This window comes from Flavobacterium fructosi (assembly GCF_042787335.1).
Classification (GTDB): domain Bacteria; phylum Bacteroidota; class Bacteroidia; order Flavobacteriales; family Flavobacteriaceae; genus Flavobacterium; species Flavobacterium fructosi.
In genome coordinates this window covers 194,053-219,862 of the sequence record NZ_JBHZQA010000004.1, presented here as the reverse complement: position 1 = coordinate 219,862, position 25,810 = coordinate 194,053, and the positions used below count along the sequence as shown (strand labels likewise).

Genomic DNA, 25,810 nt, shown 5'->3' with positions numbered 1-25,810 from the left:
GTCGTTAAAAATATTTAAATGAGCAAGTCAATACTCTATTTGTTGCTATGTATTAGTGTTTTATTTTCTTCGTGTATCCCAACACAGGACTTAATTTATCTTCAAAAAAAGGATAATTCAAGTGATGAAATGTCTATTTCAGCTGTCGAATCAAAACCATATAGATTGCAAACGAATGATGTTTTGAGCATCACGATTAAAGCAATTGATCCTAAGTTAGTGGCGATATTTAGTACCACTAATCAAGCGGAAGCAGGTAAGTCAGAAACGGGGTTGTATTTTGATGGCTTTACTGTGGATGATCATGGTACTATCAGAATACCTGTATTAGGAGAGTTAACTGTGATTGGTTATACTGTAGAGGAAATAAGAGTTAGAATTGAGAAACAATTATTAGCGGAGTATTTTAATAAGGAAGCAAATATCTTCGTTACCGTAAAATTAGCAGGTTTCAGGTATACCATCAACGGAGAAATAGGAAGTACGGGAACAAAAACTTTATTTCAAGAACATGTAAATGTAATGGAAGCGATTGCAAATGCTGGGGATATTACAATCACAGGAAATAGAAAAGCAGTTACAATCATGAGAAAAACACCTACAGGAGTTCTAATGCATGATATTGATCTTACCGATATTAATGTAATGAATTCCCCGTATTTTTATTTACAACCTAATGATTATATTTATATAAAACCTCTCAAACAAAAAACTTGGGGAACCGGAAAAACAGGAATAGAATCCTTGGGAACAATCATTACATTGTTTTCATTGGCAACAACAACCTTCTTTTTACTATTTAGAAATTAAAATATATTTCAAAAAATGTTAGACATAAAAGATTTTTCAATTTTTGAAGACCAAGTAAGTTTTGACTTTAAAGGATTTTTAATAAAAATTGGAAGTTATTGGAAATGGTTTTTAATCAGTCTTTTAATCACCTTCACAATTGCTTATCAAGTTAATATCCGTAAACAAAAAATTTATGGGATGGAGACGCTTATTTCTGTAAAAGAAGAAACAAATCCACTGTTTACCTCTACGACCAGTCTGGTTTTTAACTGGGGTGGAACATCCGATCAGGTTCAAACCATTTCAACTACATTACAGTCCAGATCGCATAATGAATTAGTTGTCGATAAATTACAATATTATATTAGTTATCTAGTTCAAGGGAAATATAATGTGGAAGATGCCTATGGTGCAGTTCCTTTTTATGTAAACATTGATAAATCAAAAGGCCAGACAGCAGGAAATCTTATTGGTATTAAATTTGTGAGCGAAAATGTGTATGAGATCAGAATTCCTTTTGCAAGCCAGAATGTTTCTTTAATATCGTATTCGAATAATTCTTATAGTAATACAGCGGTTGAACCTGGGGATTTTGTCAAAAGATATAAGGTAGGTGAGCAAGTATCGTTGCCTTTTTTAAATTGGAAGTTACAGATAAAAGATAATCCTGGTTTTTACAAAGGGAACGAATATTTTGTTCAGTTTAATGATTTTGATGCGACTGTTTCCAATTATCGAGGAATAAATGTCAAGTCAGATGACAAGGGTAGTTCTATAATTACGCTAGGAATGCAAGGACCCAATAAAGCAAGAATGGTCGAGTATTTGAATGCGACTGTAAAAATGCTAATAAAAAGACAATTAGACAGTAAAAATCAATTTGCAACTAATACTATTGCATTTATCGATAGTACGCTAGTAGCTATGGAATCTCAACTTAAGGAAACTGGAAATGAGCTAAAAACTTTTAGGAAAGACAAAAAAATTTACGATATAGAAGCGGGTGGTGAAAAGTTTTCTGATAAAATTCTAGAGTTTGATGTCAAGAAAGACGAGGTGACGCGTAAGATGGCGTATTACAATTCTTTAAAATCGTATTTAAAAAATAGTGTAGATTATTCTAAGCTTCCGGCGCCATCAGTAGCGGGTATTGATGATCCTAATGTTGTAATGAATGTGTCAAAATTGATTGGCCTTTCTGCCCAAAGATCTGAGATGGCCTATGCGGTGAAAAGTGATAAGATATTTAAAGATTTTGACAATCAGATGGAGGCGGTCAAAAATGTGCTGTTAGAAAATATTTCTACAGCAAAAGCTTCTTTACAAGGTGATTTAGCCGTTGTAAGCAGCAAAATTAATGAAACAGAAAGTACTATTAAACAACTTCCGGATGACCAACAGGAGTTGATTAAGATTAAAAGAAAATATGATTTAAGTGATAATATTTATAGCACTTTTCTTCAAAAAAGAAGTGAAGCTGATATTGTTAAAGCAGCTAATTTATCGGATATTCATTTTATAGATCCTGCAAAGGATATAGGCGGAGGACTTATCGGTCCAAAAACATCAGTTAATTATGTTTTAGCATTATTCTTGGGAACACTCTTTCCGTTGCTTTTTGTATTTATAATTTTCTTTATCAATAATTCTATTCAAAACACGGAGGATATAAGTAAATTAACAAAAATTCCTTTGATTGGAGTTATTGGGCTAAGTAAAGAATTAAGTAATTTGGCGGTATTTGACAAACCAAAATCTGCTTTGTCAGAATCTTTTAGAGCAGTTCGTTCTTCACTTCAGTTTTTATATAAACAACAACATCTAGATGGTGCGAAGACTCTTATGATTACATCCTCGGTGAGTGGTGAAGGCAAAACATTTTGCTCTCTAAATATTGCAACCGTATTTGCACTTAGCGGGAAAAAGACAGTTGTCATTGGTCTTGATTTGAGAAAACCTAAACTGTTTGCTGAATTTAATTTAACTAATGAAGTGGGGGTTGTAAATTATTTAATTAATCAAAAAACGGTTGACGAAATTATAAATCCTACACAAATTCCTTTTCTGGATGTTATTCTTTCCGGACCAGTTCCTCCCAATCCGGCAGAGATGATCATGAGTGAAAGAATGAAGGATTTAATGGAAGAATTAAAGAAAAAATACGATTATATTATATTAGATACGCCGCCGGTTGGACTGGTATCTGACACTTTAGAATTAGCACAATATTGTGATGTAACCTTATATATAGTAAGACAGAATTTCACAAAAAAAGAAATGATTACACTATTAAATAATAGGGTTAAACGGGGAGAGTTAAATAATACCAGTATTATTTTGAATGGGTTTGAGAATAAAGCTAAATATGGAGCTGGCTACGGGTACGGCTATGGCTATGGCTACGGCTACGGAACGTACTCAAATGGATATCATGAGGAGGACAGACCAAAAACGATCTATGAACGAATACTTAAAATAGTGCGTCCAAGAGTTTCTAAGTAATTGGATTTTTTAAATTAAGAAAAGATGGAAAATGATATGAAAAATACGGTATTAATTACAGGTGGAGCTGGATTTATAGGCTCTAATCTTTGTGAATATTTTTTATCTAAGGGACATAAAGTTGTTTGTTTTGATAATTTTGCAACGGGATACCGACACAATCTTAAAGATTTTATAAACAATGCAAATTTTCTTTTAATTGAAGGGGATATACGTAATGCTACCGATTGTCAAAATGCTGTAAAGGGCATTGATTATGTTTTGCATCAGGCAGCTTTGGGATCTGTGCCTCGGTCCATCAATGATCCAATTACGACCAACGATGTAAATGTTTCGGGTTTTTTGAATATGTTAGTTGCTAGTAGGGATGCTAATGTGAAACGATTTATTTATGCTGCAAGTTCATCTACTTATGGGGATTCGGTGGGACTGCCAAAAGTAGAAGAGGTGATTGGAAAACCACTTTCTCCGTATGCAATTACAAAATATGTAAACGAGCTGTATGCAGAGATTTTTAGCAAAACGTACGGAATGGAAACGATAGGCTTGCGTTATTTTAATGTTTTTGGACGAAAACAGGATCCTAACGGAGCCTATGCCGCTGTTATTCCAAAATTTGTGATGCAATTAATGCAATTAGAAAGCCCTCAAATTAATGGTGATGGAAACTATTCCCGTGATTTTACTTATATTGATAATGTTATTCAAATGAATGAATTAGCCATGTTAACAAAAAATGTGGCAGCAGTTAATACGGTTTATAATACCGCTTATGGTGATAGGAATACGTTAAATGACTTAGTGGGTTATTTGAAACAATTTTTAACTAAGTATGATGAAAGAATTGCCAATGTTGAAGTAGGGTATGGACCTAATCGAGCAGGAGATATTCCTCATTCTTTGGCGAGTATAGCCAAAGCGAAAGAATTATTGGGGTATGATCCAAAGTTCTCTTTGCAGGAAGGACTAAAAGAAGCGGTAGATTGGTACTGGAAGAACCTTAGATAAAAGTGCGAAAATAGATAAAATTGAAGAAATGAAAATTACTAAAATATGTTGCATTGGTGCGGGATACGTTGGAGGTCCAACCATGGCAGTTATTGCGCAAAAATGCCCTGAAATTCAGGTAACTGTCGTTGATTTAAATGAAGACCGTATTGCCGCTTGGAATGATGAGAATATCGATAATATTCCTATTTATGAGCCAGGTTTGGATAAAGTTGTTGCCGAGGCCAGAGGGAGGAACTTATTTTTCTCTACTGATGTTGAAAAGGCGATTGACGAAGCCCAGGTAATTTTTATTTCGGTGAACACGCCTACTAAAACCTACGGAAAAGGAAAAGGGATGGCAGCGGATTTAAAATATATTGAATTGTGCGCTAGACAAATTGCTAGAGTAGCAAAAGATAATAAGATTGTGGTGGAGAAATCAACCCTTCCGGTACGAACGGCTGAGGCAATCAAAAGTATCTTGGATAATACAGGGAATGGCGTTCAGTTTCAGATTCTTTCCAACCCTGAGTTTCTTGCTGAAGGAACCGCGGTCGAGGATTTATTAAACCCGGATCGGATTTTAATAGGGGGGGATTCTACCCCAGAAGGGCAAAATGCAATTCAGGCATTGGTTGCCGTATACTCTAACTGGGTTTCTGCGGATAGAATATTAACTACGAATGTATGGTCATCGGAATTGTCAAAACTGACTGCGAATGCTTTCTTAGCCCAAAGAATTTCATCGATCAATGCGATGTCTGAGCTTTGCGAAAAAACGGGAGCAGATGTAAATGAAGTAGCGAAAGCTATTGGAATGGACAGTAGAATTGGATCAAAATTCCTGAAAGCATCTGTTGGCTTTGGAGGTTCTTGTTTTCAAAAAGACATTCTTAATTTAGTTTACATAGCAAAATCCTATGGATTAAATGAAGTGGCTAATTATTGGGAACAAGTAATCATCATGAATGATCATCAAAAAAGACGTTTTTCTAACAATATTGTACAAACGTTATACAACACCGTTGCGGATAAAAAAATTACCTTTTTTGGCTGGGCTTTCAAAAAAGATACTAATGACACCAGGGAATCAGCAGCGATTTATGTTGCGGATGATTTGATTAACGAAAACGCAAAAATTGCGGTTTACGATCCAAAAGTGTCCAAGGAAAAAGTTCTGGCAGATTTGGATTATTTAGAAACAAGAGCAGCTTCAATTAATGCAACTAATGTATTGTCATTTGATAATCCGTATGATGCCTGCGCAAATTCACATGCCATAGCGCTACTTACGGAATGGGATGAATTTGTTCAATATGATTGGCAAAAAATATATGATTCGATGCAAAAACCAGCTTTTGTATTTGATGGAAGAAACATCTTGAATGGTCCGGCGCTAGAAGCCATTGGTTTTATCTATCAAGGTATTGGTTCCTAAATGAAGATCGTATAATTCTTTGGATGGAATTAAATACGGATTATATTTAACAGTTGAATAAAAAAATATTTCAATACAAAACGCAAGATGAATTGGTATGTAGTTTATACAAAACCTAAATGGGAGAGAAAAGTAGCAGAGCAATTAGGAAAAATTGGAATCGAATGCTACTGCCCATTAATAACGGTAGTACGGCAATGGTCTGACAGGAAGAAAAAGATAGAGGTTCCTTTATTCAATTCTTATGTCTTTGTGCAGTTAGCAGAATCAGACCGGAATTTAGTATTTCAGTCTACAGGTGCTGTACGTTATTTATTTTGGTTAGGAAAACCAGCAATCGTCAAAGAGGAAGAGATTGATGTGATAAAGAAGTGGCTTCATACTCCAGATTCATATGACGTTTCCTTAACTGCGATTCAGGTTGGTGATTCTATAGAGCTAGAGTCAGGACCATTTTCGAAACAGAAAGCTATTGTGCAAGAAGTAAATAAAACACATTATATTCTTGTTTTAGAAACCTTAGGCTGTGTTTTGAAGATGAAGTTAAAGTAAATGATAATATTTAGATAGTTTAAAAATGATTTACGGTACGTTTTTATATCGTTGCATTTTTTTAACTGATAAAAAAATATAAAAATTAGATGAAAAAAATATTAATTACCGGTGGAGCCGGGTTTATTGGGTCTCATGTTGTCAGACTTTTTGTTACAAAATATAGCGACTATCAAATTTATAACCTGGATGCGCTTACGTATGCAGGGAATTTAGAAAATCTTGTGGACATTGAAAATGCTCCTAATTATACCTTTTTAAAAGGGGATATTACCGACGAAAGTTTTATCAGTAATTTGTTTGAAAAATATCAGTTTGACGGAGTAATTCATCTTGCTGCTGAATCCCATGTTGACCGATCCATAGAAGATCCTATGGCATTTGTAAAAACGAACGTGATAGGGACTGTTAATTTGCTCAATGCTGCCAGAAAGCTATGGGCTAAAAATACAGAAGGAAAACGGTTCTATCATATTAGTACCGATGAGGTGTATGGTTCTTTGGGAGCAGAGGGTTTGTTTACGGAGACTACTTCGTACGACCCTAATTCTCCGTATTCAGCTTCAAAGGCGAGTTCAGATCATTTTGTAAGAGCTTACGGAGAAACGTATGGTTTGCCTTATGTACTGACAAACTGTTCTAATAACTATGGACCGAATCATTTTCCAGAAAAATTAATTCCATTATTCATTAACAATATTATTACTAATAAAGCATTGCCGGTTTATGGTGACGGAAATTATACCCGTGATTGGTTGTTTGTTGTAGATCACGCCAGAGCAATAGACTTGGTTTTCCATGAAGGAATAAATCAGGAGACTTATAATATTGGAGGATTTAATGAATGGAAAAATATTGACTTAGTGCAATTATTATGCTCGATTATGGATGATAAGTTGGAGCGAGTTGCAGGTGAATCTGCAAAATTGATCACTTATGTCAAAGACAGACCGGGGCATGATTTGCGTTATGCTATTGATGCAAATAAAATAAACGCAACATTAGGGTGGAAACCTTCAGTGACTTTTGAGCAGGGATTAGAAATTACGGTGAATTGGTATCTGAACAATACGGATTGGTTGCATAATGTAACTACGGGGGAATATGCGACTTATTATAAAAAACAGTATTTGAAGTAGGATTTTTATTATTTCTATTATTAATCTTAAGTAATGGCTAAAATTCAATGTCGTGTTTTAATAAAGCACTAAATGTATTTGCCACAGATTAATTCGCCATTTAATTTTAATAATCTTTTTAATCCTTCTAATCAGGGGCAAAAATTCTTTTTAATAATTGCGACAACAGATCTTTCTTGCTACTTATATATCCCACATTATTAATACTAATTTAAAAATAAAATAGGTAAAACAACGGGTTATCGCTATTAACCTCATTCGGAGTTATTTTGTTAAAAAGGAGCTTGTTACTAATTTGTTTGGTTTTATTTCTAAAATCCATCAGAACTGGGACGAACTGACGTTTTGAATAATCCAATGGCTTTTTTAGCGATATACCATTACGTTTAATTGAAAAATGAAATTAATAGGAAATTATTTTAGTTAAATCTTTTCATTAGTTTAGAAAAGTAAGAGGAAATTTATTTGTGATTCTTATTCTATTCAAACATCAAAGTCACCTATTCAGGTGATTTTTTTGTTAATATTAAATAGTATGGAATTCCTTACGTACTGTTTACTAGTGTATTGCGTATTTTATTTTTCTATTTGCCAGTGTGTTAGTAGATGGAGGAGTAAATAGTACTAAAAGAAGTGACATATTCTAACTATATTTGCGCACAAAAAAAAAATTGTTTTCAACTCATTCCTGTGAGTTTGAAGCGCGTAGCGGTTCACTGTAATTAACATTCGTTTATTATAATTGGTTTATAAAATGAGTTCAATCCTAAAAATAGCGGTAATAGGTCTGGGTTATGTGGGTTTACCATTGGCGCGTTTATTAGCAACCAAGCATGCTGTTATAGGATTTGATATCAATCAATCCAGAGTTTCTTCCTTAAAATCAGGTACTGATACAACTTTTGAAGTCAGCGATGCTGTATTGCAAAAAGTACTGCGCGATAAACCCGGCGATGCTATTGGTTTGTATTGTACCAGCCTTTTAACGGATATTGCTGACTGTAATTATTACATTGTAACCGTCCCAACACCGGTTGATAAAAATAATCGTCCTGATTTAACTCCTTTGTACAAGTCAAGTGAAGCAATAGGATCTGTTTTGAAAAAGGGGGATATTGTCATTTACGAATCGACCGTTTATCCTGGTGTCACGGAGGAAGAGTGTGTACCGGTGTTGGAAAGAGTTTCCGGACTACAATTTAATGTAGATTTCTTTGCTGGCTATTCCCCGGAGCGAATTAATCCCGGAGATAAAGAACATACCGTAGAGAAGATTTTGAAAGTGACTTCGGGTTCAACGCCCGAGATCGGAATTAAAGTCAATGAACTATATAAAAGTGTCATAACTGCAGGAACGCATTTGGCACCATCAATAAAAGTAGCCGAAGCCGCCAAAGTAATTGAAAACTCACAACGTGATATCAACATAGCATTTGTAAATGAATTGGCCAAAATATTTAATTTAATGAATATTGACACCCATGCTGTTTTAGAAGCCGCAAGTACTAAATGGAATTTCCTTCCTTTTAAGCCTGGATTAGTTGGTGGACATTGCATTGGGGTCGATCCGTATTATTTGGCGCAGCGCGCCCAAGAATTTGGGTATCATCCCGAAATTATTTTGGCAGGACGACGACTGAATGACAGTATGGGGGAATATGTTGCTTCGCAAGTGGTTAAAGGAATGATAAAAAAAGGAATTTCAGTGAATGGCGCCACGCTCTTAATGCTTGGAATTACTTTCAAAGAAAACTGCCCTGATGTTCGCAATACCAAAATTGTGGATGTCATTGCTGCTTTAACGGATTATGGAATCACCGTAACCATCTACGATCCCATGGCTAACCCTGTTGAGGTCAAACGGGAGTATCGTTTGGAAACTACTAATGTGTTACCCATCCAAAAATTTGATGCCGTTGTTTTAGGCGTTGCACACCATCAATTTCTCAATCTTGATATTTCGAAACTACAAAATGATAGCAGTTTGTTATATGATGTGAAGGGGGTTTTGAGTAGTGGTGTAGATGGGAGGCTGTAATAAAAAAATAAAAACACATCTCTAACCCCTCTCAAGAGGGGAAAGCATTCAAATAACTAATGTTGTGGATGGTAGGTTGTAAAAATATTTAGAAAATAATTACCTTACATAAAATAATTATGAAAATAGGGATAACATTCAGTGCATTCGATCTGCTTCATGCCGGACATATAAAAATGCTGGAAGATGCTAAAAGACAGTGTGATTATTTAATTGCTGCTTTGCAAACAGATCCTACCCTTGACCGTCCTGAAAAGAACAGACCTACCCAATCGGTTGTGGAACGTTACATTCAACTGAAGGGTTGTAAACATGTAGATGAAATAGTCCCTTATGCAACGGAGCAGGATTTGGAGGATATTTTACGCTCTTTCAAAATTGATGTACGAATTATCGGGGATGAATACAAAGATAAAAATTTTACCGGGCGCAGTTATTGTGAAGAAAAAGGAATAGCATTTCATTTTAATACCCGGGACCATCGTTTTTCGAGCAGCAGTCTTCGCAGAGAGGTTATGGAAAAGGAAAACAATAAGAATATACTTTAGGTCTAATCATTGATCGTCCATCGTCTGAAGAAAATCGGATAGCGAACAACGAATAACGAATTCAAAATGGAAAATAAAAAATCAATTATACACGTCATTCTTACCGGAGGAGTAGGAAGCAGGTTGTGGCCCTTGTCACGCAAAAGCCAGCCTAAACAATATTTAGATATTTTTGACGGTAAGTCGCTGTTTGAAATGACCGTGGATCGCAATCGCAATATTGCGGATAAGGTGATGGTTGTCGGGAATATTGACAATTGTCATTTGAGCAGAAATATTTTAGAAAAAACAAGTACGGAGTATATTGATATCATAGAGTCAACACCAAGAAATACGGCTGCAGCCATAGCATTTGCTGCTTTTGCCGCTGATCCGGACGATATTTTGATAGTAACACCATCAGACCATATTATTGGCGATATGGCAGAATATGAAAAGGGGATCCAAGAAGCCATCGACAAGGCCTCTCAAGGCTCCATTGTTACTTTTGGGATTGTACCTACGAAACCGGAAACGGGATATGGGTATATCGAACGCAAAGGAGATGATGTGATTTCTTTTAGAGAAAAACCCAACCAGGTTTCGGCGCGAGATTTTATAGCCAAAGGAAATTTTCTTTGGAACAGTGGTATGTTTTGTTTTAAAGCAGGCGTTTTGTTGGAAGAATTGAAAGCTTTTCATCCTGAAGTATATGAGAAATCAAAATTGGTTTGGGAAAGTAATAGCAATGGGAATTTAGATTTAGCACTTTCTATGGATATTCCTTCCATCAGTATTGATTATGCGGTGATGGAGCGAAGTAAGAAAATAAAAGTGGTATCCTCTAAATTTGCCTGGTCTGATTTGGGTTCTTTCGAATCCGTGTATGATTATTTAGTTACCATAGGTCATGTTGTGGATGAAAACGGGAATATGGTTATTGGCACTGCCAATTACACTGCTTTTATAGGAGTAAAAGATACTATTTTCGTTTATACGCCTACGGCCAATCTAATTTTGAAAAAGGAATTTTCACAAGATGTCAAAAGTGTGTATAATGCGCTTGAAAGAGATAATTCGGATTTATTGAATTAACCTTTACTGTCGTTTGTCATCTCGACGAAAGGAGAGATCACATAATTAGCTGGGTAATCTTAGTACAGCTGATTTTTGAAGACATTTTTTCTTTTGTCTTGATACAAAAGAAACAAAAAATCAAGCCTGAAAATAAAAAGCTTGAAAACTACCTCGAAGTTCCGCTCCATGCCCCGAGCCTTTCGTACTGCGGACTCAACTCGCGGAGCACTGCCACTTCACTTATTCGTTGTTTTCCTATACTTTTTATTTAAGGGCGGTTATAGAATAAGGATATCAAAAATTGAAAACATGAACAAAGACACTAAAATATATATTGCGGGGCATAACGGTATGGTGGGTAGTGCTATCTGGCGTACGCTGACTGCTAAAGGTTATACGAATCTGATAGGAGCTTCCAGCAAGGAATTGGATCTGAGGAATCAGCAAGCAGTTAAGGATTTTTTTGCTACTGAAAAACCGGATGTGCTTATTGACGCTGCTGCGAAAGTGGGCGGGATATTGGCCAACAATAATTTTCCGTACCAGTTCTTGATGGAAAATATGCAAATCCAAAATAATCTAATCGATACCGCATTACAGTCCGGTGTGGAGAAGTTTATTTTTCTGGGGAGTTCTTGTATCTATCCAAAATTGGCGCCTCAACCCTTGAAGGAAGAATACCTGCTTACCGGTCCTTTGGAACCCACCAATGAATGGTACGCTATCGCCAAAATCACCGGGGTTAAAGCCTGTGAAGCGATCAGAAAGCAGTTTAATAAAGATTATGTGAGTCTGATGCCAACTAATTTATACGGTACACATGATAATTTCGATTTAACTTCTTCACACGTTTTACCTGCCATGATGCGAAAATTTCATGAGGCCAAAGAAAATAATCATGCTCCTGTAACCCTTTGGGGCAGCGGAACACCTATGAGAGAATTTCTTTTTGTGGATGATATGGCTCAGGCCGTTGTTTTTGCTTTAGAGAATAAACTGCCAGATTATTTGTATAACGTAGGTACAGGAGAAGATTTGACCATTAGACATTTGGCTGAAACGATACAAAAAATCACAGGGCATCAAGGAGAAATTATTTGGGATGCCAGCAAACCGGATGGTACCCCAAGAAAATTAATGGATATATCCAAAATGCATGCTTTGGGATGGAAACATCAGGTGCAATTGGAAGAAGGAATACAGAAAACGTATGACTGGTTTGTAGCCAATATACAAAACGTAAAAAAAATAACATTAATTAGCAAATAGTTTCAAATATAAACATCCAGCTAATCCCCGATCCAGAGGAGTTAAAGGTGTGTTTTTCTAGCGGACGATCAAGACAAAAATATGGACAATACGATACAAAAAGTAGCACTAGTTACAGGAATTACAGGTCAAGACGGATCTTATCTGGCAGAGTTATTATTAGAAAAAGGATATCTGGTTCACGGTGTGAAACGCCGCGCTTCTTCTTTTAATACGCAACGCATTGATCATATCTATCAAGATCAGCATGAAGTACATGTTAATTTTAAATTGCATTATGGCGATTTGACGGACTCCACTAACATCATACGAATCATTCAGGAAGTACAGCCTGATGAAATCTATAATTTAGGTGCAATGTCACATGTAAAGGTTTCTTTTGATTCACCTGAATATGTAGCTAATGTGGACGGAATAGGAACTTTAAGAATCCTGGAAGCAGTTCGGATATTAGGGTTGTGTAAAAAAACCAGAGTATACCAAGCTTCCACTTCTGAATTGTATGGCGGATTAGCAGAGAATAAAAATGCACAAGGTTTTTATGACGAAAACTCACCATTTTACCCCCGTTCTCCGTATGGAGTGGCTAAGATTTATGCTTTTTGGATTACTAAAAACTACCGTGAGGCGTATGATATGTTTGCTTGTAACGGAATCCTTTTTAATCATGAATCGCCAAGACGTGGTGAGACTTTTGTTACCCGTAAAATTACGATGGCCACTGCTGCCATTGCAAAAGGAAAGCAAGAGTGTCTTTTTCTAGGAAATTTAAATTCGCAAAGAGATTGGGGACATGCCAAAGATTATGTTGAAGCGATGTGGCGTATTTTACAGCAAGATGTAGCGGAAGACTATATAATTGCAACGGGTGTTACCACTTATATTAGAGATTTTGTTCGTATGGCGTTTGCTGAGGTTGGTGTGGAACTAGCATTTGAAGGAGAAAATGAAAATGAAATCGCTAAAGTAGCCGCTTGTAACAATCCGTTGTATCAGTTGGAAATAGGTACCGTAGTGGTGCGCGTAGATCCGGAGTATTACCGTCCAACAGAAGTAGATTTATTGATTGGTGACCCTACTAAATCTAAAACACAATTAGGTTGGAAACCGCAATATGATCTAGCGGCTTTGGTTAAAGAGATGGTAGCAAGTGATTTGAAATTGTATTAGTTTAAAAACCGTATTTCAAAGGTCTTGGCTATGCTACTTTGAATTATTTCGAGTAAAACAATTATTTAAAAAGCGAATAAAGGTTTATTGATAGTATACCTAAAAAATTAACATGAAAATATTAGTTACAGGGGCGGCAGGCTTCATTGGATTTCACACAGTAAATCAATTTATCGACGAGGGGCATGAAGTTGTTGGCTTGGATAATATCAATGATTATTATTCTCCACAATTAAAATACCAACGTTTAAAAGAAGCGGGTATTGAAACCGATGAAATTAAGTGGTATAACCCAGTAATCAGTATGAAGAATGCTAGTTACAGTTTTGTTCGAATGAATTTGGAAGACAAGCAGCAGTTATTTAGTTTGTTTCAAAAAGAAAATTTTGATTTTGTTATTAATTTAGCTGCACAAGCAGGAGTGCGTTATTCAATTGAAAATCCCGATGTCTATATTCAATCTAATACAGTTGGTTTTCATTATTTATTAGAGGCCTGTAGATATTATCCAGTTAAGCATTTAGTTCATGCCTCATCATCTTCAGTATATGGAACCAATGCAAAAATACCTTTTTCAGAAGATGATAAGGTAGATACACCTGTTAGTTTATACGCCGCTACCAAAAAAAGTAATGAATTAATGGCGCATTCGTACAGTCATTTATATCAGATACCGATCACTTGTTTGCGTTTTTTTACTGTGTATGGACCTTGGGGTAGACCGGATATGGCTCCAATGCTTTTTGTTAAAGCTATTTTAGAAAACAAACCTATAAATGTTTTTAACAATGGTGAAATGTCAAGAGACTTTACATATGTTGGAGATATTGTACAAGGTATTTATTTAGCTTCTATGAAGGTTGAAAATAATTATAATGTACTTAATATAGGTAACGGATCTCCAGTTAATTTAATGCGTTTTATTGAAGTACTTGAAGATAAGATAGATCAAAAAGCCATAAAGAATTTTATGCCAATGCAAGCGGGTGATGTTAAAGCGACTTGGGCAAATATTGATAAATTATCGACTATTTATAATTACAAACCTAAAGTAAATATAGAAGAAGGTATCGGTGAGTTTATAAAATGGGTGAAGGAATACCCTGAGCTGATATAATTTTTTAGATTATTTGATATACAATATAAAAATTGAAAAAAAATTTATACGATTTTAAAAATTCTTTGAACGGTACAAAAACAAAGCAAATAATCGCATTGTATTTAGTTAATATCATAGGAATTCCTCTTGGAATTGTGACAAGTATGATATTGACAAATTACTTAGGCCCAAAGTTATTTGGTGATTATTCCTATTTGAATGGTATTTTTACCTTTGCTATGGTTATTTTTAATTTTGGCTTCCTGTATGCAGCAAATCGGGCATTAGTTTTAAATGATGACAGAGAAAAGGCTAAGGAGATTTATGGAAGTTCATTTATTTTGCTTTTACTTGTTTTTCTTTTAATGTCTGTTTGTTTAATTATTTTTGGTTATTTTGACAGTAATATCAATAATAAAGGTCTTTATGAAGTGTTTTTATATCTTATGCCTTTTGGTTGGATTTATCTATTAACAAATTACTTTGAAACATTATTTCAGGCAGACAATCGAATTAAGGCTTTAGTATTCATTCGATTTTATCCAAAAATTGGTTTTTTTTTATCAAGTTTGTTAATTTATTTTGTTTTTAGGAAGCTAGATATAAGTAAGTTATTAGTTGTTTATGTTTTTTATATCTTAACATTTCTGGTTGTTTATGCAGTAGCTTTATGGGAAATTAAACTTTCATTTAAAAATTTAAAACCTAACTTTAAGTCCTTGTGGCAGTATACTAAGAATTACGGTTTTGATGTATATATTGGAAGTTTGTTTGCTGTTGGTGTAGCTAATTTAGCGACTCTTATAATTAGTAATTATGATCCTTTAAATTCAAATGAGGGAGTTGGTTTTTTTAACCTTGCTCTGACCTTTACAGCTCCTTTAGCATTAATTCCCAATATAGTAGCGACAACACACTACAAAGAGTTTGCCGGTCTAGATAAAATTCCCTCTAAGTTATTTAAAACTACAATTCTTTTAACATTAGGTTCTTTAGTAGTGCTATGGGTATTTATAGGTCCTTTCATTGATATGTTTTATGGTAAACAATACCACTCTGCTATTGAGTTGACGCTTATAATAAGTTTGGGTATAGCGGCTCATGGAATGGCTGATTTTTTTAACCGCTATTTAGGAGCTCATGGTAAAGGAAAAATGCTGCGAAACAGCTCCGTTGTAGTGGGGATTAGTTTATTGATTACTAATTTTTTGTTTATACCTATTTGGCATGAAAAAGGAGCAGTATTTGCACGATTAATAAGCGGGATGGTTTACTTGTTGAATATGCTCTTTTACTATAAAAAATATACAAATTCAAAAAAATAACGACATTTAGGATTTGTATTTTAAATTGTATTAATGTTTTACGATTTTTTTGAAATTAAATAAAATGACAACAAAGATAAAAGCAGACTTATTTCGTTATGGCGGATTGAGTGGTAAAAAAGGTTTTTTAAAAGGATTGCGAATTCCCGGATTCCGATACTCTTATATTCTTAGAAAATTAGAAAATTGCAAAAAATATTCATTAAAATATTTTTTATTCGGTTATTTAAAACAAAAATACCAATTTAAGTATGGTATTCAGATTCCAGTTGGAACTCAAATTGGAGAGGGACTTTTCATTGGACATTATGGAACGATAATAATAAATGAAAATGTTAAAATTGGTAATAATTGCAATTTAGGGCATCTTGTTACTATCGGGCAAGCAAATAGAGGGAAATTTATGGGCTGTCCAACTATTGGAAATAATGTTTGGATTGGCGCTAGTTCAACAATAGTTGGGAAAATATTAATTGGGTCAAATGTTTTAATAGCACCAAATTCATTTGTCAATATTGATGTACCTTCAAATTCTTTAGTAATTGGTAATCCATGTAAGATTATAAATAAAGAAAACCCTTGTGAGGGTTATATTAATTATATTTTAGATGAAAGTATTAAATATAAGAAAAAATCTCTTGATACGAATAATTAACTTTCATTATCAATAATAAACCTAATTTTAAAAATGAGAATTTTATTTTGTGGTAAATCAGGTTATCCCAGTAGTAATAATGCAGCAATCAATCGATATTCTTCGATTGCCAAAGTTATGTCTTATGAAAATGATATAATCTTCATAAATAGAATACCACTTCTTGAAAATAATTGTGTTTATAACAAAACCGAATTCAAAGTAATTGCTGCAAGTTATCATAAATACAGACCTAAAAATTTTCTTAAAAGAAATTTCATAAAATTGTTTTCACCAATGTTTGAATTTGGAACAATTTGGAGTCTTAATAAAGAAAAAAAAATTGATTGGGTTAATGTTTATACTGATTACTTTGGTCTTTGCTTGTTTTATTTCATTCTTTCAAAGATATTTAGGTTTAAGACAATATTGCACTTCGTAGAAATTCGTTCAGAATTTAAAAATCAAAATTTATTCTTAAAGATAAATCACTTCTTATATGATAATTTTTCAATGTTTTTATTCGATCGTTATCTTCCAATTAGTCGTTTTTTAGATGAACATTTAAAAAATAAAAACTCAAATATCAAGGCATTAATTATACCTCCTATTTGTGATTTTGATTATTTTAAAAAAATAAACATTCCGAATGAATTTAATGAGACCTATTTTTTATATTGTGGTTCAACAGCTTATAGTGAAGTAATTGTTTTTATTATAGATTCTTTTGAGAAAGTGAGACAGGAGAAATCTGTTAACCTTTACCTAGTTCTTAACGGGATAGTACCAGATGAACTTAAAGTATTATTAGAACAGAAAAGAGAAAGAATAAAAGTATTTTCTAATTTAGATTATAATAAATTGATTGGTCTTTATAAAAGTGCTCTTGCGCTTTTGATACCACTTAGAGACACAGAACAAGATAAAGCCCGTTTTCCTCAAAAAATATGTGAATATATTGCTTCTGAAAAAATCATTATCTCTACAAATTATGGTGAAGTAAAGCATTATTTTGAAGATATGAATAACGCCCTAATCGCTGATGAGTATAATGAAGAAATTTATGCAAAAAAAATGGAATGGGTAGTTCATAATATTTCAAATTTGAATGAATTAGAGGGGGCAGCATACAAAACGGGTAAAAAATATTTTGATATAATATCTTACAAGGAATCTATTAATGATTTATTGAAAGGATAGGAATTGTTAGTAATAACATCATTAAATTTTTTAAACAATTTTAAAACACCTTCAAAAATAAAATCTTTTGCAAAAAAAAATAAAAACAAGTTTTTGGGATATTATTTCTATTGCGTTTCTTTTATTAATTGCAGGTTCAGCAACTATATTTGCGCGTTCGTTTCAAACTTGGGAAAACCCACTGGCATTAATAATTCCATTATTAATTTCTGTTCGATTTATTTATAAATATAAAGTAAGGTTTAGTAAAAACTTCAGCTCACTTATTTTCTTCTTTTTAATTTACTATTTCCTCTTAACATTAAAATTCGAAGAATTTCATTATAAATTCCTCATCATATATCCATTAAGTTTTTTTATTACTTATGCTGTTATTATGGCTTTTAAATTAAATTTTTTCATTATTTATGAAGAAGTTTTAAAGTACTTGTGTGGCATAGCACTGTTTTTTTGGAGTATACAGCTTTTTATACCAGAGCAATTGACTTTACTATTAAAAAGTCTTACTTTTTTAGAACCTTATAATGAAATTATTAAAGCTCAAATTGGGGTTTATACCGTTATTAACGAAGGAGCACTAGAAAGCTTTTTGACTAGAAATTCTGGTTTTGCATGGGAACCTGGCGCTTTTTCGGTGTTTATAAATTTTGCCATCTTTATAAATTTGATTCGAAATCAATTTAAATTAAAAAGAAACGGGGGGCTTTACCTATTAATTTTAACATTGATTTCAACCCAATCCACAACTGGATATTCAATATTCTTATTGATTGCTATTTTTTATTTTATTAATCTTAAAATGAAATCCGGATTTGTTTTCTTTATTCCTCTATTTATTGTAGGTGTTTTTTATCTTTTTAGTCTGCCTTTTATGTACGAAAAGATTGACCAACTCTTAAAAGAAAAAATAACTGACGTTGTTGATACTGGAGCTAAAGACTGGAATAATGATAAAATGATAGGTGCCCAACGATTTGTTTCTTTTCAAATAGATTTTGTAGATTTTTTAAACAATCCTATTCTCGGATATGGCGGCCACGATGAGGATATGTGGACAAAAAAATCTCATATTAATGTTGTCTCTATTTCAGGTATTGGTAAAATACTAGCTCGATTTGGTCTAGTTGGAACTTTGTTTTTTATTATTGTTCTGTACAGAAGTTCTGTTCAATTTTCTAAAGTTTTCAATTATAAAGGTAAGCTAATTTTATTTTTTCTAATTCTACAGGTTTCAATAAGTTATTCTTTGATAGAAAATCCAATTTTTTTATGCTTTTGGATGTTTTTTTATTTCCAGCCAAAAATTGAACCATTTAATAATTATCTAGAAAAGAAACAAATTAAAAAACGATACCACAATTTAATAATTAGTTGAGATTAAAACATGAGGATAGTTATAATAAATGATATGCTTTGGGGTGGTGGAAGAGAAAGAAGAATTGTACAATTGATCTCAGGGTTAAATGATGCGGGATACAATGATATTCACTTAATTCTACTGGATGACAGAATTGATTATGAGCAAGTTTATGATCTTGATGTATCAATTACGAAAATATTGAGATCTTCAAATAAAGATTTTTCAGTTTTTAAAAAATTATATTCTCTATTAAAAATAATAAAACCGGATATAGTAAATTCGTGGTCTTTTATGTCTACTTTTTACGCAGCACCAATAAGCTTAATTTTGAAAATTAAATGTGTTGGTTCTTATATTGTTGATTGTAACAACCCAAAATTGTTGTCTTTAAATTATTTTGCTAAACATATCGGTTTCCTCCTGTGCGAAAAAATTGTATCCAACTCGATGGCTGGACATATAAGCTATAAAACTCCAAAAGAGAAACAAATAGTAATCTATAATGGTTTTGATAAAAAGAGAATGGTGGATTTGAAATCGAAAACTGAACTTCTCAATGAATTTGGAATCAGCGTCAGTAATCGAATTATCTCTATGGCTGCTCGTTTTGATAAGCAAAAAGATTTTGACACATTTATTAAATCTTGTCAATTATTGAGAAAAAAAAGAAATGACTTCTATGCCTTTTGCATTGGACAAGGAGAATTATTGGATGAAACGAAAAACCGTTTGAATGAAAACGACAGTGCTTATATACAATTTACAGGTTTTAGAAATGATATAGAATCTTTTACTAATGCTTCGGATATTGGTATATTATGCACTAATCCAAACCATCATGGCGAAGGGATTTCTAACTCTATATTAGAATTCATGGCATTTTCAAAACCGGTTATAGCCACCATAGGTGGTGGGACTAATGAAATTATTGAGAACGGTAAAAATGGTTTTTTAATAGAGCCCTTTGACGCCGAAAACCTTGCTGGCAAAATGAATGTTTTACTCAACGACAATCAATTATTTAATGATATGTCAAGTTCTGCAAAAGAAACAGTAGATTATAAATTTGCTTTAGAAAGAATGACTGATGAATTTATTGAACTCTACAAAAAATCAGCTAAATGACTTCAGAGAAAATTAAAATTTGTTATGTTGTTTCGTCCTTGGCTAATGAAGGTCCGGTTAATGTAATGTACAATATTATAAATTTCATTGACTTATCCACTTTTAAGATAACAATTGTAACATTGGTTCCCGAGAAAGAACATTCCAGAATGGATGACTTCTTGAAATTGAATATTGAAGTTATTCAATTATGTAAGGAAACTTCATTAAAAGGAATGATAGGAAAAGTAATTTCTTTTAGAAAACTTATTAGAAAAATAAATCCAAAAATTATTCACTCGCATTGTCCCAGATCCTTAATTTATGCAAGTTTTTTATCGAAAAAGTATAAAAAAGTCTATACTGCTCATATTTTTCCTGGGATTCAACAAATTGCATTATATGGTAATTTGAAAGGAAAAATAGTAATAACGCTATCTAATTTTTTGATGATGCGAATGGATCTTCCCCTTGCTTGTTCAGAAAGTGTAAGTAAAGAATTTTTAGACAACTACGGTTGGAAAATAAAAGCAATTCCTAATGGTTGTTCCTTGGATGTTTGGCAAATGAATATCGATGAAAAGCTTAAAATAAGAAAATCTCTTGGGTTAAAAGAGGAAACAATATATTTTCTTTTTATTGGTAGATTTTCTGGTGAGAAAAAGCCTGATTTTTTAGTTGACGTATTTAAGAAATTAGATAATCCACAACTTGAATTGATTATGCTTGGTACTGGACCTTTATTTGATGATTTGAACAATAAAGAAAATACAAAAGTTAGGTTAGAAGGTTTTAAGACGAATATATTGCCTTACCTTAAAGCAAGCGATTATTATGTGTCTGCTTCTGAAACGGAAGGATTAGCAAACACACTGTTGGAAAGTATGTCTGTAGGTTTGCCACTGTTACTTTCAAATATCCCGTCTCACAAAGGAGTAATTTCTAATAGTGACAAAGAGATTGGTTTGCTCTTTGACAATAGTGATGAAGAAGATTTTGTAAAAAAAATAAATCATTTAATGTCTATACAACGGGTTACTCTCTCCGAAAATATTCTAAATGAATATGCGAGAAAATATACAGCTCAAACAATGGCTAAAAATCATGAAATGACTTATAAAACAATAATATAATCGATGAATAAAATTTTAGTTACTGGAGGGTCTGGATTTATTGGATCTAACCTTATTTCAAGTTTGATTGAAAACTCAGAAAATATAGTTTTAAATATAGATTTTAATGTACCGCAAATTGAAATTCAAAAATCTAATTGGTTAAACCTTGACATAAGGAATAAGGCGGACCTTAGAATGACTTTAGAACAATTTAATCCGGATGTTGTAATTCATCTTGCTGCAAAAACTGATTTAGGTGGCTCGAAAATTGAGGATTATTCAACAAATACTGTGGGTACACAGAACTTGGTGGAGGTTTTAAATGAAATCGACTTTAAAGGTAGAGCTGTTTTTGCCTCCTCTATGTATGTTTGTCAGCCCGGTTATACACCTAAGGACTATTACGATTATAAACCGCATACCATTTATGGGGAAAGTAAAGTGTTGAGCGAGAAAATTATTAAAGAAAAGAACCCTAATTATATATGGACAATAATAAGACCGACATCTATTTGGGGCCCTTATTTTGGAGAACCGTATAATCTTTTTTTTCAAATTGTACTTTCCCATAAATATTTTCACATGGGTAATAAAGCCTGTAAAAAAACGTATGGTTACATTGATAATTTTATATATCAATTGTTATCTATAATTAGTGCCGATAAAAATGAAATCAATAAGAATACATTTTATTTAGGAGATTATCAACCTTATGATATTACATCTTGGGCGAATGAGATAGGAGAATATAAGCAAATTAAAATACCTAATATTCCTTATTTTCTTTTTCAAATGGCAGGTTTTTTTGGGGATTGTTTGAAATTAGTTGGATTCAAATTCCCTATGACCAGTTTTAGATTGAGAAATATGACTACTGATAATGTTTTTGATTTATCTGAGATAAAAAAAATAGCGCCAGAATTACCAGTTACGAGAAAAGACGGAACGAAAACTACAGTTGACTGGATGGTTGATAATGAATTTAATAACCGAAAATAATGCGTGTTTCCGTAATTACAGTTTCTTACAATCGTAAAGTTACTATTTCAAAATCCATAGAAAGTGTTTTGGGGCAGGATTATCCTAATATTGAATATATTGTTATTGACGGTAATTCTACTGATGGTACCAAGGAGGTTATTCAATCCTATTCTGATAAAATTACAAGATATATATCTGAGCCAGACCTTGGTATGTATGATGCCATCAATAAAGGTTTGTCTATGGCAACAGGAGATATTATAGGTTTGATGCACTCAGATGATGAGTTTTACGATAAAACGGTTGTGTCTAAAATTGTTGCGGCTTTTAAAAGTGCACCCGATACCGATGGTCTATATGGGAATGGGATTTATATTTCCAATGATGCCGAAGAAAGAATCGTTCGGAATCGAATTGGAGGGCCCTACGATTTCAAAAAAATTAAATCTGGTTGGTTGCCCTTGCATCCCACTGTTTATCTTAAAAAATCTCTTATTGATAAATATGGTTCTTATAATTTAGATTTCAAGATTGCCTCCGATACGGAGTTCTTGTTACGCTACTTATTCAAATACAAAATTAATATGGTGTATCTGGATGAATACGTCGTAAAAATGAGAATGGGGGGGTTGAGTACCAACTACAAAAGAGCTTTTGAAGTACTCTATGAGGACCATCGAATTTATAAATACCACCATCTTTCACCAGTCCGGACTGTTTTTCTTAAAAAATTGAATGCTTTAGTTCAGTATATAAAAAAATAGAAATTCTTTTGCTATGTATATTATACAGCACAAATTACAATCGACTTAAAATAGTTTTTGATTAAATTTAAATTACTTATTCCATAAACACGTCAATTTTATATGTCGTTACTAAAAGACCTATCCGCTTACCGTTTTTCCCGTTATTTTAAACTTGGCTTCGTGCTCTGGGATCTGGTATTACTAAACGGAGCTATTATTCTCTCCTTTGTGATTCGCTATCAGAGTTTAGACCGGATGCATCTTAAGGAAGTCAGAACTATTTCTTTATTGTCTAACCTGCTTTGGGTTATACTGTTGCTCTATAAAGATGCTTACCGGATTATCCGCATTGAGCGGATTGAGAGCATTCTTATCCGCATGATTAAGCATATAATGATTCATGTATCTTTGATTGCTGTATTTGTGACTGTTTTGAAATATGTTGAGATTTCCCGTTTGCGTTTATTTTATTTTTATTTGACATTTTTTCTTTTTCTTTTTGTTTCACGTGTGCTTTTTATGAAACTTCTAAAATACATCCGAGGCGAAGGTTATAATTTTAAAAATGTAATTATTGTCGGGGCAAATGATGCTGGGGAGAACATGCGCAAGATACTGTCTAAAGATCTGACGTATGGGTATCGGATCCTTGGTTTTTTTGATGATAAAGTAGATCCATTTGCACCAATAGGAGCCCCTTTATTAGGAGGATTTGATGCTATTCAAGATTATATCAGCACGAACAATATTGATGAAATGTATATCGCGTTACATATTGATCGTATTAAAACAATTCATCAATTAACGGCCTTGTGCGAAAGGCACATGGTACGTATCAAGTTTATTCCTGATTTTCAGCAATACACCAAGTCCCGTAAGGTCGAAATCACTTTTTACGAAAATACGCCCGTACTAATGTTGCGCAAAGAGCCTTTGGAGGGGTCCCTTAATCGACTGTTAAAAAAAGCAGTTGATATGTGTTTTTCTCTTGGAGTAATGGTTTTGATTTTTCCCTGGCTGTTCCCTATACTGATCATATTAATCAAATTAGATTCTCCTGGACCGATTTTTTTTAGGCAAAAGCGCTCGGGTCGTGATAATAAAGAATTTTGGTGTTTGAAATTCCGAACGATGCGGATGAATTCGGCTGCAGATCATCTTCAGGCGACAGTCGGTGACAAAAGAGTCACCAGATTAGGCGCATTTATGCGCAGAACCAATATCGATGAATTGCCTCAGTTTTTTAATGTTTTTTGGGGTACTATGTCGGTCATCGGCCCCCGCCCACACATGTTAATTCATACCGAACAATACTCGGAATTAATCAATAATTATCTGGTGCGTCATTACGCGAAGCCTGGTATTTCTGGATGGGCGCAAGTAAACGGTTTTCGCGGAGAAACGAAAGAATTGATTGAAATGAAAGACCGTGTGGATTATGATATTTGGTATATTGAAAACTGGAGTCTCGTATTAGATATGAAAATTATTTATCTTACGGTTTTTAATGTGTTTAAGGGGGAGGAGAAAGCTTATTAGTGTTTAGTGGTCAGTTTTTAGTAATCAGTGGTCAGATTTCAGTCTCAATCTCAGTCTCAATCTCAGTCTTTTTTCCTACTGAAACTTTGGAAAAAAATTACTCCAACTTACGAAAATTACTATAAAAAAACTAAGGAGGCGCAGTATGCCGCTACTAAATTTTGCAATTTGAAATTGTTTTAGTTGCAGACAATCCGTAAATTATATAAAATTTAGTCTATTGATGTCTTTTTTATTTATTCTCAATAAAATTTTTAATTCCTATATTTGCAACCTTTAAAAATTTAAACCGTACAAGATCAGCATAAAGATAAATTTGCAAAAAAGACAAATGATAGTGTACAACCCGAGCTTTTGCGAACTGGCGAAGCAATTATATATGACCATTGAAAAACAATAAATGTCAACCTATGAAATATTTCTCCTTACTTCAAAAAACAATTTTGTTGTTTTTGGTATTGTTCCTTTTTTCTTGTGCTTCCCGAAAGGATGTAGTTTACTATCAGGATATCGATGAAATGGCTCCAGTAGGAAAGTCCACTTCCTATGAAATTAAGATGCAACCGGATGATTTGTTGATGATTATCGTTTCTGCCGAAGATCCGGAAATTGCCGCACCTTTTAATTTGAAATCGGTTAGTATGGTTAGCCCTTCCAAACAAGATTTAGTGCGCAGTCAGGAAACCATGCAATTGTATCTTATAGATGCCAATGGCTTTATCGAATTTCCTGTTTTAGGGAAACTAAAAGTAAGTGGATTAACCCGCTCTGAAGTTCTTCAACTGTTGCAGCAAAAAATAGCCGTCTATATTAAAAACCCAATTATTAACCTTCGCGTCATGAATTTTAAAGTTTCGGTGCAAGGTGAAGTGAATTTACCCGGTACCTATCCTGTGGCTTCGGATCGAATTACTTTGATTGAAGCGTTAACGATGGCTAAGGATTTGACTATTTACGGTAAAAGAAATAATATATTAGTTATACGAGAAATAGACGGTGTGAAGTCCTATAACAGGGTTGATATTACTAAAGCGGAGTTTATGAATTCCCCTTTTTACTATTTGGCTCAAAACGATGTGGTTTATGTAGAACCTATTAAAACTAAGATAAATGGCGCAGCCATAGGGTCTAATACCGGAGTGATTATTTCTATATCTTCTTTATTGATTACTTTGATTACCTTGATTATTACTACTACCAAATAAAATTTTGC

At 33.4% G+C, this 25,810-nt stretch carries 22 protein-coding genes; all 22 read left to right on the top strand.

Going from position 1 to position 25,810, the window contains the following annotated elements:
* Window positions 1-18: 18 nt before the first annotated feature.
* The 22 genes from ACFX5D_RS08705 to ACFX5D_RS08600 all read left to right on the top strand — a co-directional run bounded on the left by ACFX5D_RS08705 (window position 19) and on the right by ACFX5D_RS08600 (window position 25,802).
* Window positions 19-810: a polysaccharide biosynthesis/export family protein gene (locus ACFX5D_RS08705; protein WP_379857840.1), complete on the top strand. Its 792-nt coding sequence runs from the start codon at window positions 19-21 to the stop codon at window positions 808-810.
* 15 nt (window positions 811-825) lie between these two features.
* Window positions 826-3,294, top strand: a complete 2,469-nt coding sequence (locus tag ACFX5D_RS08700; protein ID WP_379857839.1) for a polysaccharide biosynthesis tyrosine autokinase — start codon at window positions 826-828, stop codon at window positions 3,292-3,294.
* Window positions 3,295-3,318: 24 nt separating this feature from the next.
* Window positions 3,319-4,302 carry an SDR family oxidoreductase gene (locus tag ACFX5D_RS08695; protein WP_379857838.1) on the top strand — a complete coding sequence of 328 codons (984 nt, stop codon included), beginning with the start codon at window positions 3,319-3,321 and terminating at the stop codon, window positions 4,300-4,302.
* Window positions 4,303-4,330: 28 nt separating this feature from the next.
* Window positions 4,331-5,722 (top strand): nucleotide sugar dehydrogenase, encoded by a 1,392-nt coding sequence (locus ACFX5D_RS08690; protein WP_379857837.1) that lies wholly within the window; start codon window positions 4,331-4,333, stop codon window positions 5,720-5,722.
* Between the two features lie 87 nt (window positions 5,723-5,809).
* Complete coding sequence (locus tag ACFX5D_RS08685) at window positions 5,810-6,274, top strand: UpxY family transcription antiterminator (protein ID WP_379857836.1); 465 nt, start codon at window positions 5,810-5,812, stop codon at window positions 6,272-6,274.
* Between the two features lie 89 nt (window positions 6,275-6,363).
* Window positions 6,364-7,413 carry a dTDP-glucose 4,6-dehydratase gene (gene rfbB, locus ACFX5D_RS08680; RefSeq protein ID WP_379857835.1) on the top strand — a complete coding sequence of 350 codons (1,050 nt, stop codon included), beginning with the start codon at window positions 6,364-6,366 and terminating at the stop codon, window positions 7,411-7,413.
* A 754-nt stretch (window positions 7,414-8,167) separates the two neighbouring features.
* Window positions 8,168-9,451 (top strand): nucleotide sugar dehydrogenase, encoded by a 1,284-nt coding sequence (locus ACFX5D_RS08675; protein WP_379857834.1) that lies wholly within the window; start codon window positions 8,168-8,170, stop codon window positions 9,449-9,451.
* A gap of 119 nt (window positions 9,452-9,570) precedes the next feature.
* Window positions 9,571-9,999 carry an adenylyltransferase/cytidyltransferase family protein gene (locus ACFX5D_RS08670; RefSeq protein ID WP_131480843.1) on the top strand — a complete coding sequence of 143 codons (429 nt, stop codon included), beginning with the start codon at window positions 9,571-9,573 and terminating at the stop codon, window positions 9,997-9,999.
* 66 nt (window positions 10,000-10,065) lie between these two features.
* Window positions 10,066-11,073 (top strand): mannose-1-phosphate guanylyltransferase, encoded by a 1,008-nt coding sequence (locus ACFX5D_RS08665; protein ID WP_379857833.1) that lies wholly within the window; start codon window positions 10,066-10,068, stop codon window positions 11,071-11,073.
* A gap of 291 nt (window positions 11,074-11,364) precedes the next feature.
* Window positions 11,365-12,324 carry a GDP-L-fucose synthase family protein gene (locus ACFX5D_RS08660; protein ID WP_379857832.1) on the top strand — a complete coding sequence of 320 codons (960 nt, stop codon included), beginning with the start codon at window positions 11,365-11,367 and terminating at the stop codon, window positions 12,322-12,324.
* Window positions 12,325-12,405: 81 nt separating this feature from the next.
* Complete coding sequence (gene gmd, locus ACFX5D_RS08655; protein WP_379857831.1) at window positions 12,406-13,494, top strand: GDP-mannose 4,6-dehydratase; 1,089 nt, start codon at window positions 12,406-12,408, stop codon at window positions 13,492-13,494.
* A 112-nt stretch (window positions 13,495-13,606) separates the two neighbouring features.
* Window positions 13,607-14,611: an NAD-dependent epimerase/dehydratase family protein gene (locus tag ACFX5D_RS08650; protein ID WP_379857830.1), complete on the top strand. Its 1,005-nt coding sequence runs from the start codon at window positions 13,607-13,609 to the stop codon at window positions 14,609-14,611.
* 32 nt (window positions 14,612-14,643) lie between these two features.
* Window positions 14,644-15,918, top strand: coding sequence for an oligosaccharide flippase family protein (locus ACFX5D_RS08645; protein WP_379857829.1), 1,275 nt, complete (start codon window positions 14,644-14,646; stop codon window positions 15,916-15,918).
* 64 nt (window positions 15,919-15,982) lie between these two features.
* Window positions 15,983-16,573, top strand: coding sequence for a serine O-acetyltransferase (locus ACFX5D_RS08640; protein WP_379857828.1), 591 nt, complete (start codon window positions 15,983-15,985; stop codon window positions 16,571-16,573).
* 33 nt (window positions 16,574-16,606) lie between these two features.
* Window positions 16,607-17,752 carry a glycosyltransferase gene (locus ACFX5D_RS08635; RefSeq protein ID WP_379857827.1) on the top strand — a complete coding sequence of 382 codons (1,146 nt, stop codon included), beginning with the start codon at window positions 16,607-16,609 and terminating at the stop codon, window positions 17,750-17,752.
* A gap of 67 nt (window positions 17,753-17,819) precedes the next feature.
* Window positions 17,820-19,127, top strand: coding sequence for an O-antigen ligase family protein (locus ACFX5D_RS08630; protein WP_379857826.1), 1,308 nt, complete (start codon window positions 17,820-17,822; stop codon window positions 19,125-19,127).
* A 9-nt stretch (window positions 19,128-19,136) separates the two neighbouring features.
* Entirely contained in the window at window positions 19,137-20,237 is a 1,101-nt protein-coding gene (locus ACFX5D_RS08625) for a glycosyltransferase family 4 protein (protein ID WP_379857825.1), read from the top strand.
* Window positions 20,234-21,349: a glycosyltransferase gene (locus ACFX5D_RS08620; protein WP_379857824.1), complete on the top strand. Its 1,116-nt coding sequence runs from the start codon at window positions 20,234-20,236 to the stop codon at window positions 21,347-21,349. The genes ACFX5D_RS08625 and ACFX5D_RS08620 overlap by 4 nt, the downstream gene beginning before the upstream one ends.
* A 3-nt stretch (window positions 21,350-21,352) precedes the next feature.
* Window positions 21,353-22,330 carry an NAD-dependent epimerase/dehydratase family protein gene (locus ACFX5D_RS08615; protein ID WP_379857823.1) on the top strand — a complete coding sequence of 326 codons (978 nt, stop codon included), beginning with the start codon at window positions 21,353-21,355 and terminating at the stop codon, window positions 22,328-22,330.
* Window positions 22,330-23,076, top strand: coding sequence for a glycosyltransferase family 2 protein (locus tag ACFX5D_RS08610; RefSeq protein WP_379857822.1), 747 nt, complete (start codon window positions 22,330-22,332; stop codon window positions 23,074-23,076). The genes ACFX5D_RS08615 and ACFX5D_RS08610 overlap by 1 nt, the downstream gene beginning before the upstream one ends.
* Window positions 23,077-23,178: 102 nt before the next feature.
* Window positions 23,179-24,597, top strand: a complete 1,419-nt coding sequence (locus tag ACFX5D_RS08605) for an undecaprenyl-phosphate glucose phosphotransferase (RefSeq protein WP_379857821.1) — start codon at window positions 23,179-23,181, stop codon at window positions 24,595-24,597.
* Window positions 24,598-25,007: 410 nt separating this feature from the next.
* Window positions 25,008-25,802, top strand: a complete 795-nt coding sequence (locus tag ACFX5D_RS08600) for a polysaccharide biosynthesis/export family protein (protein WP_379857820.1) — start codon at window positions 25,008-25,010, stop codon at window positions 25,800-25,802.
* Window positions 25,803-25,810: the final 8 nt, after the last annotated feature.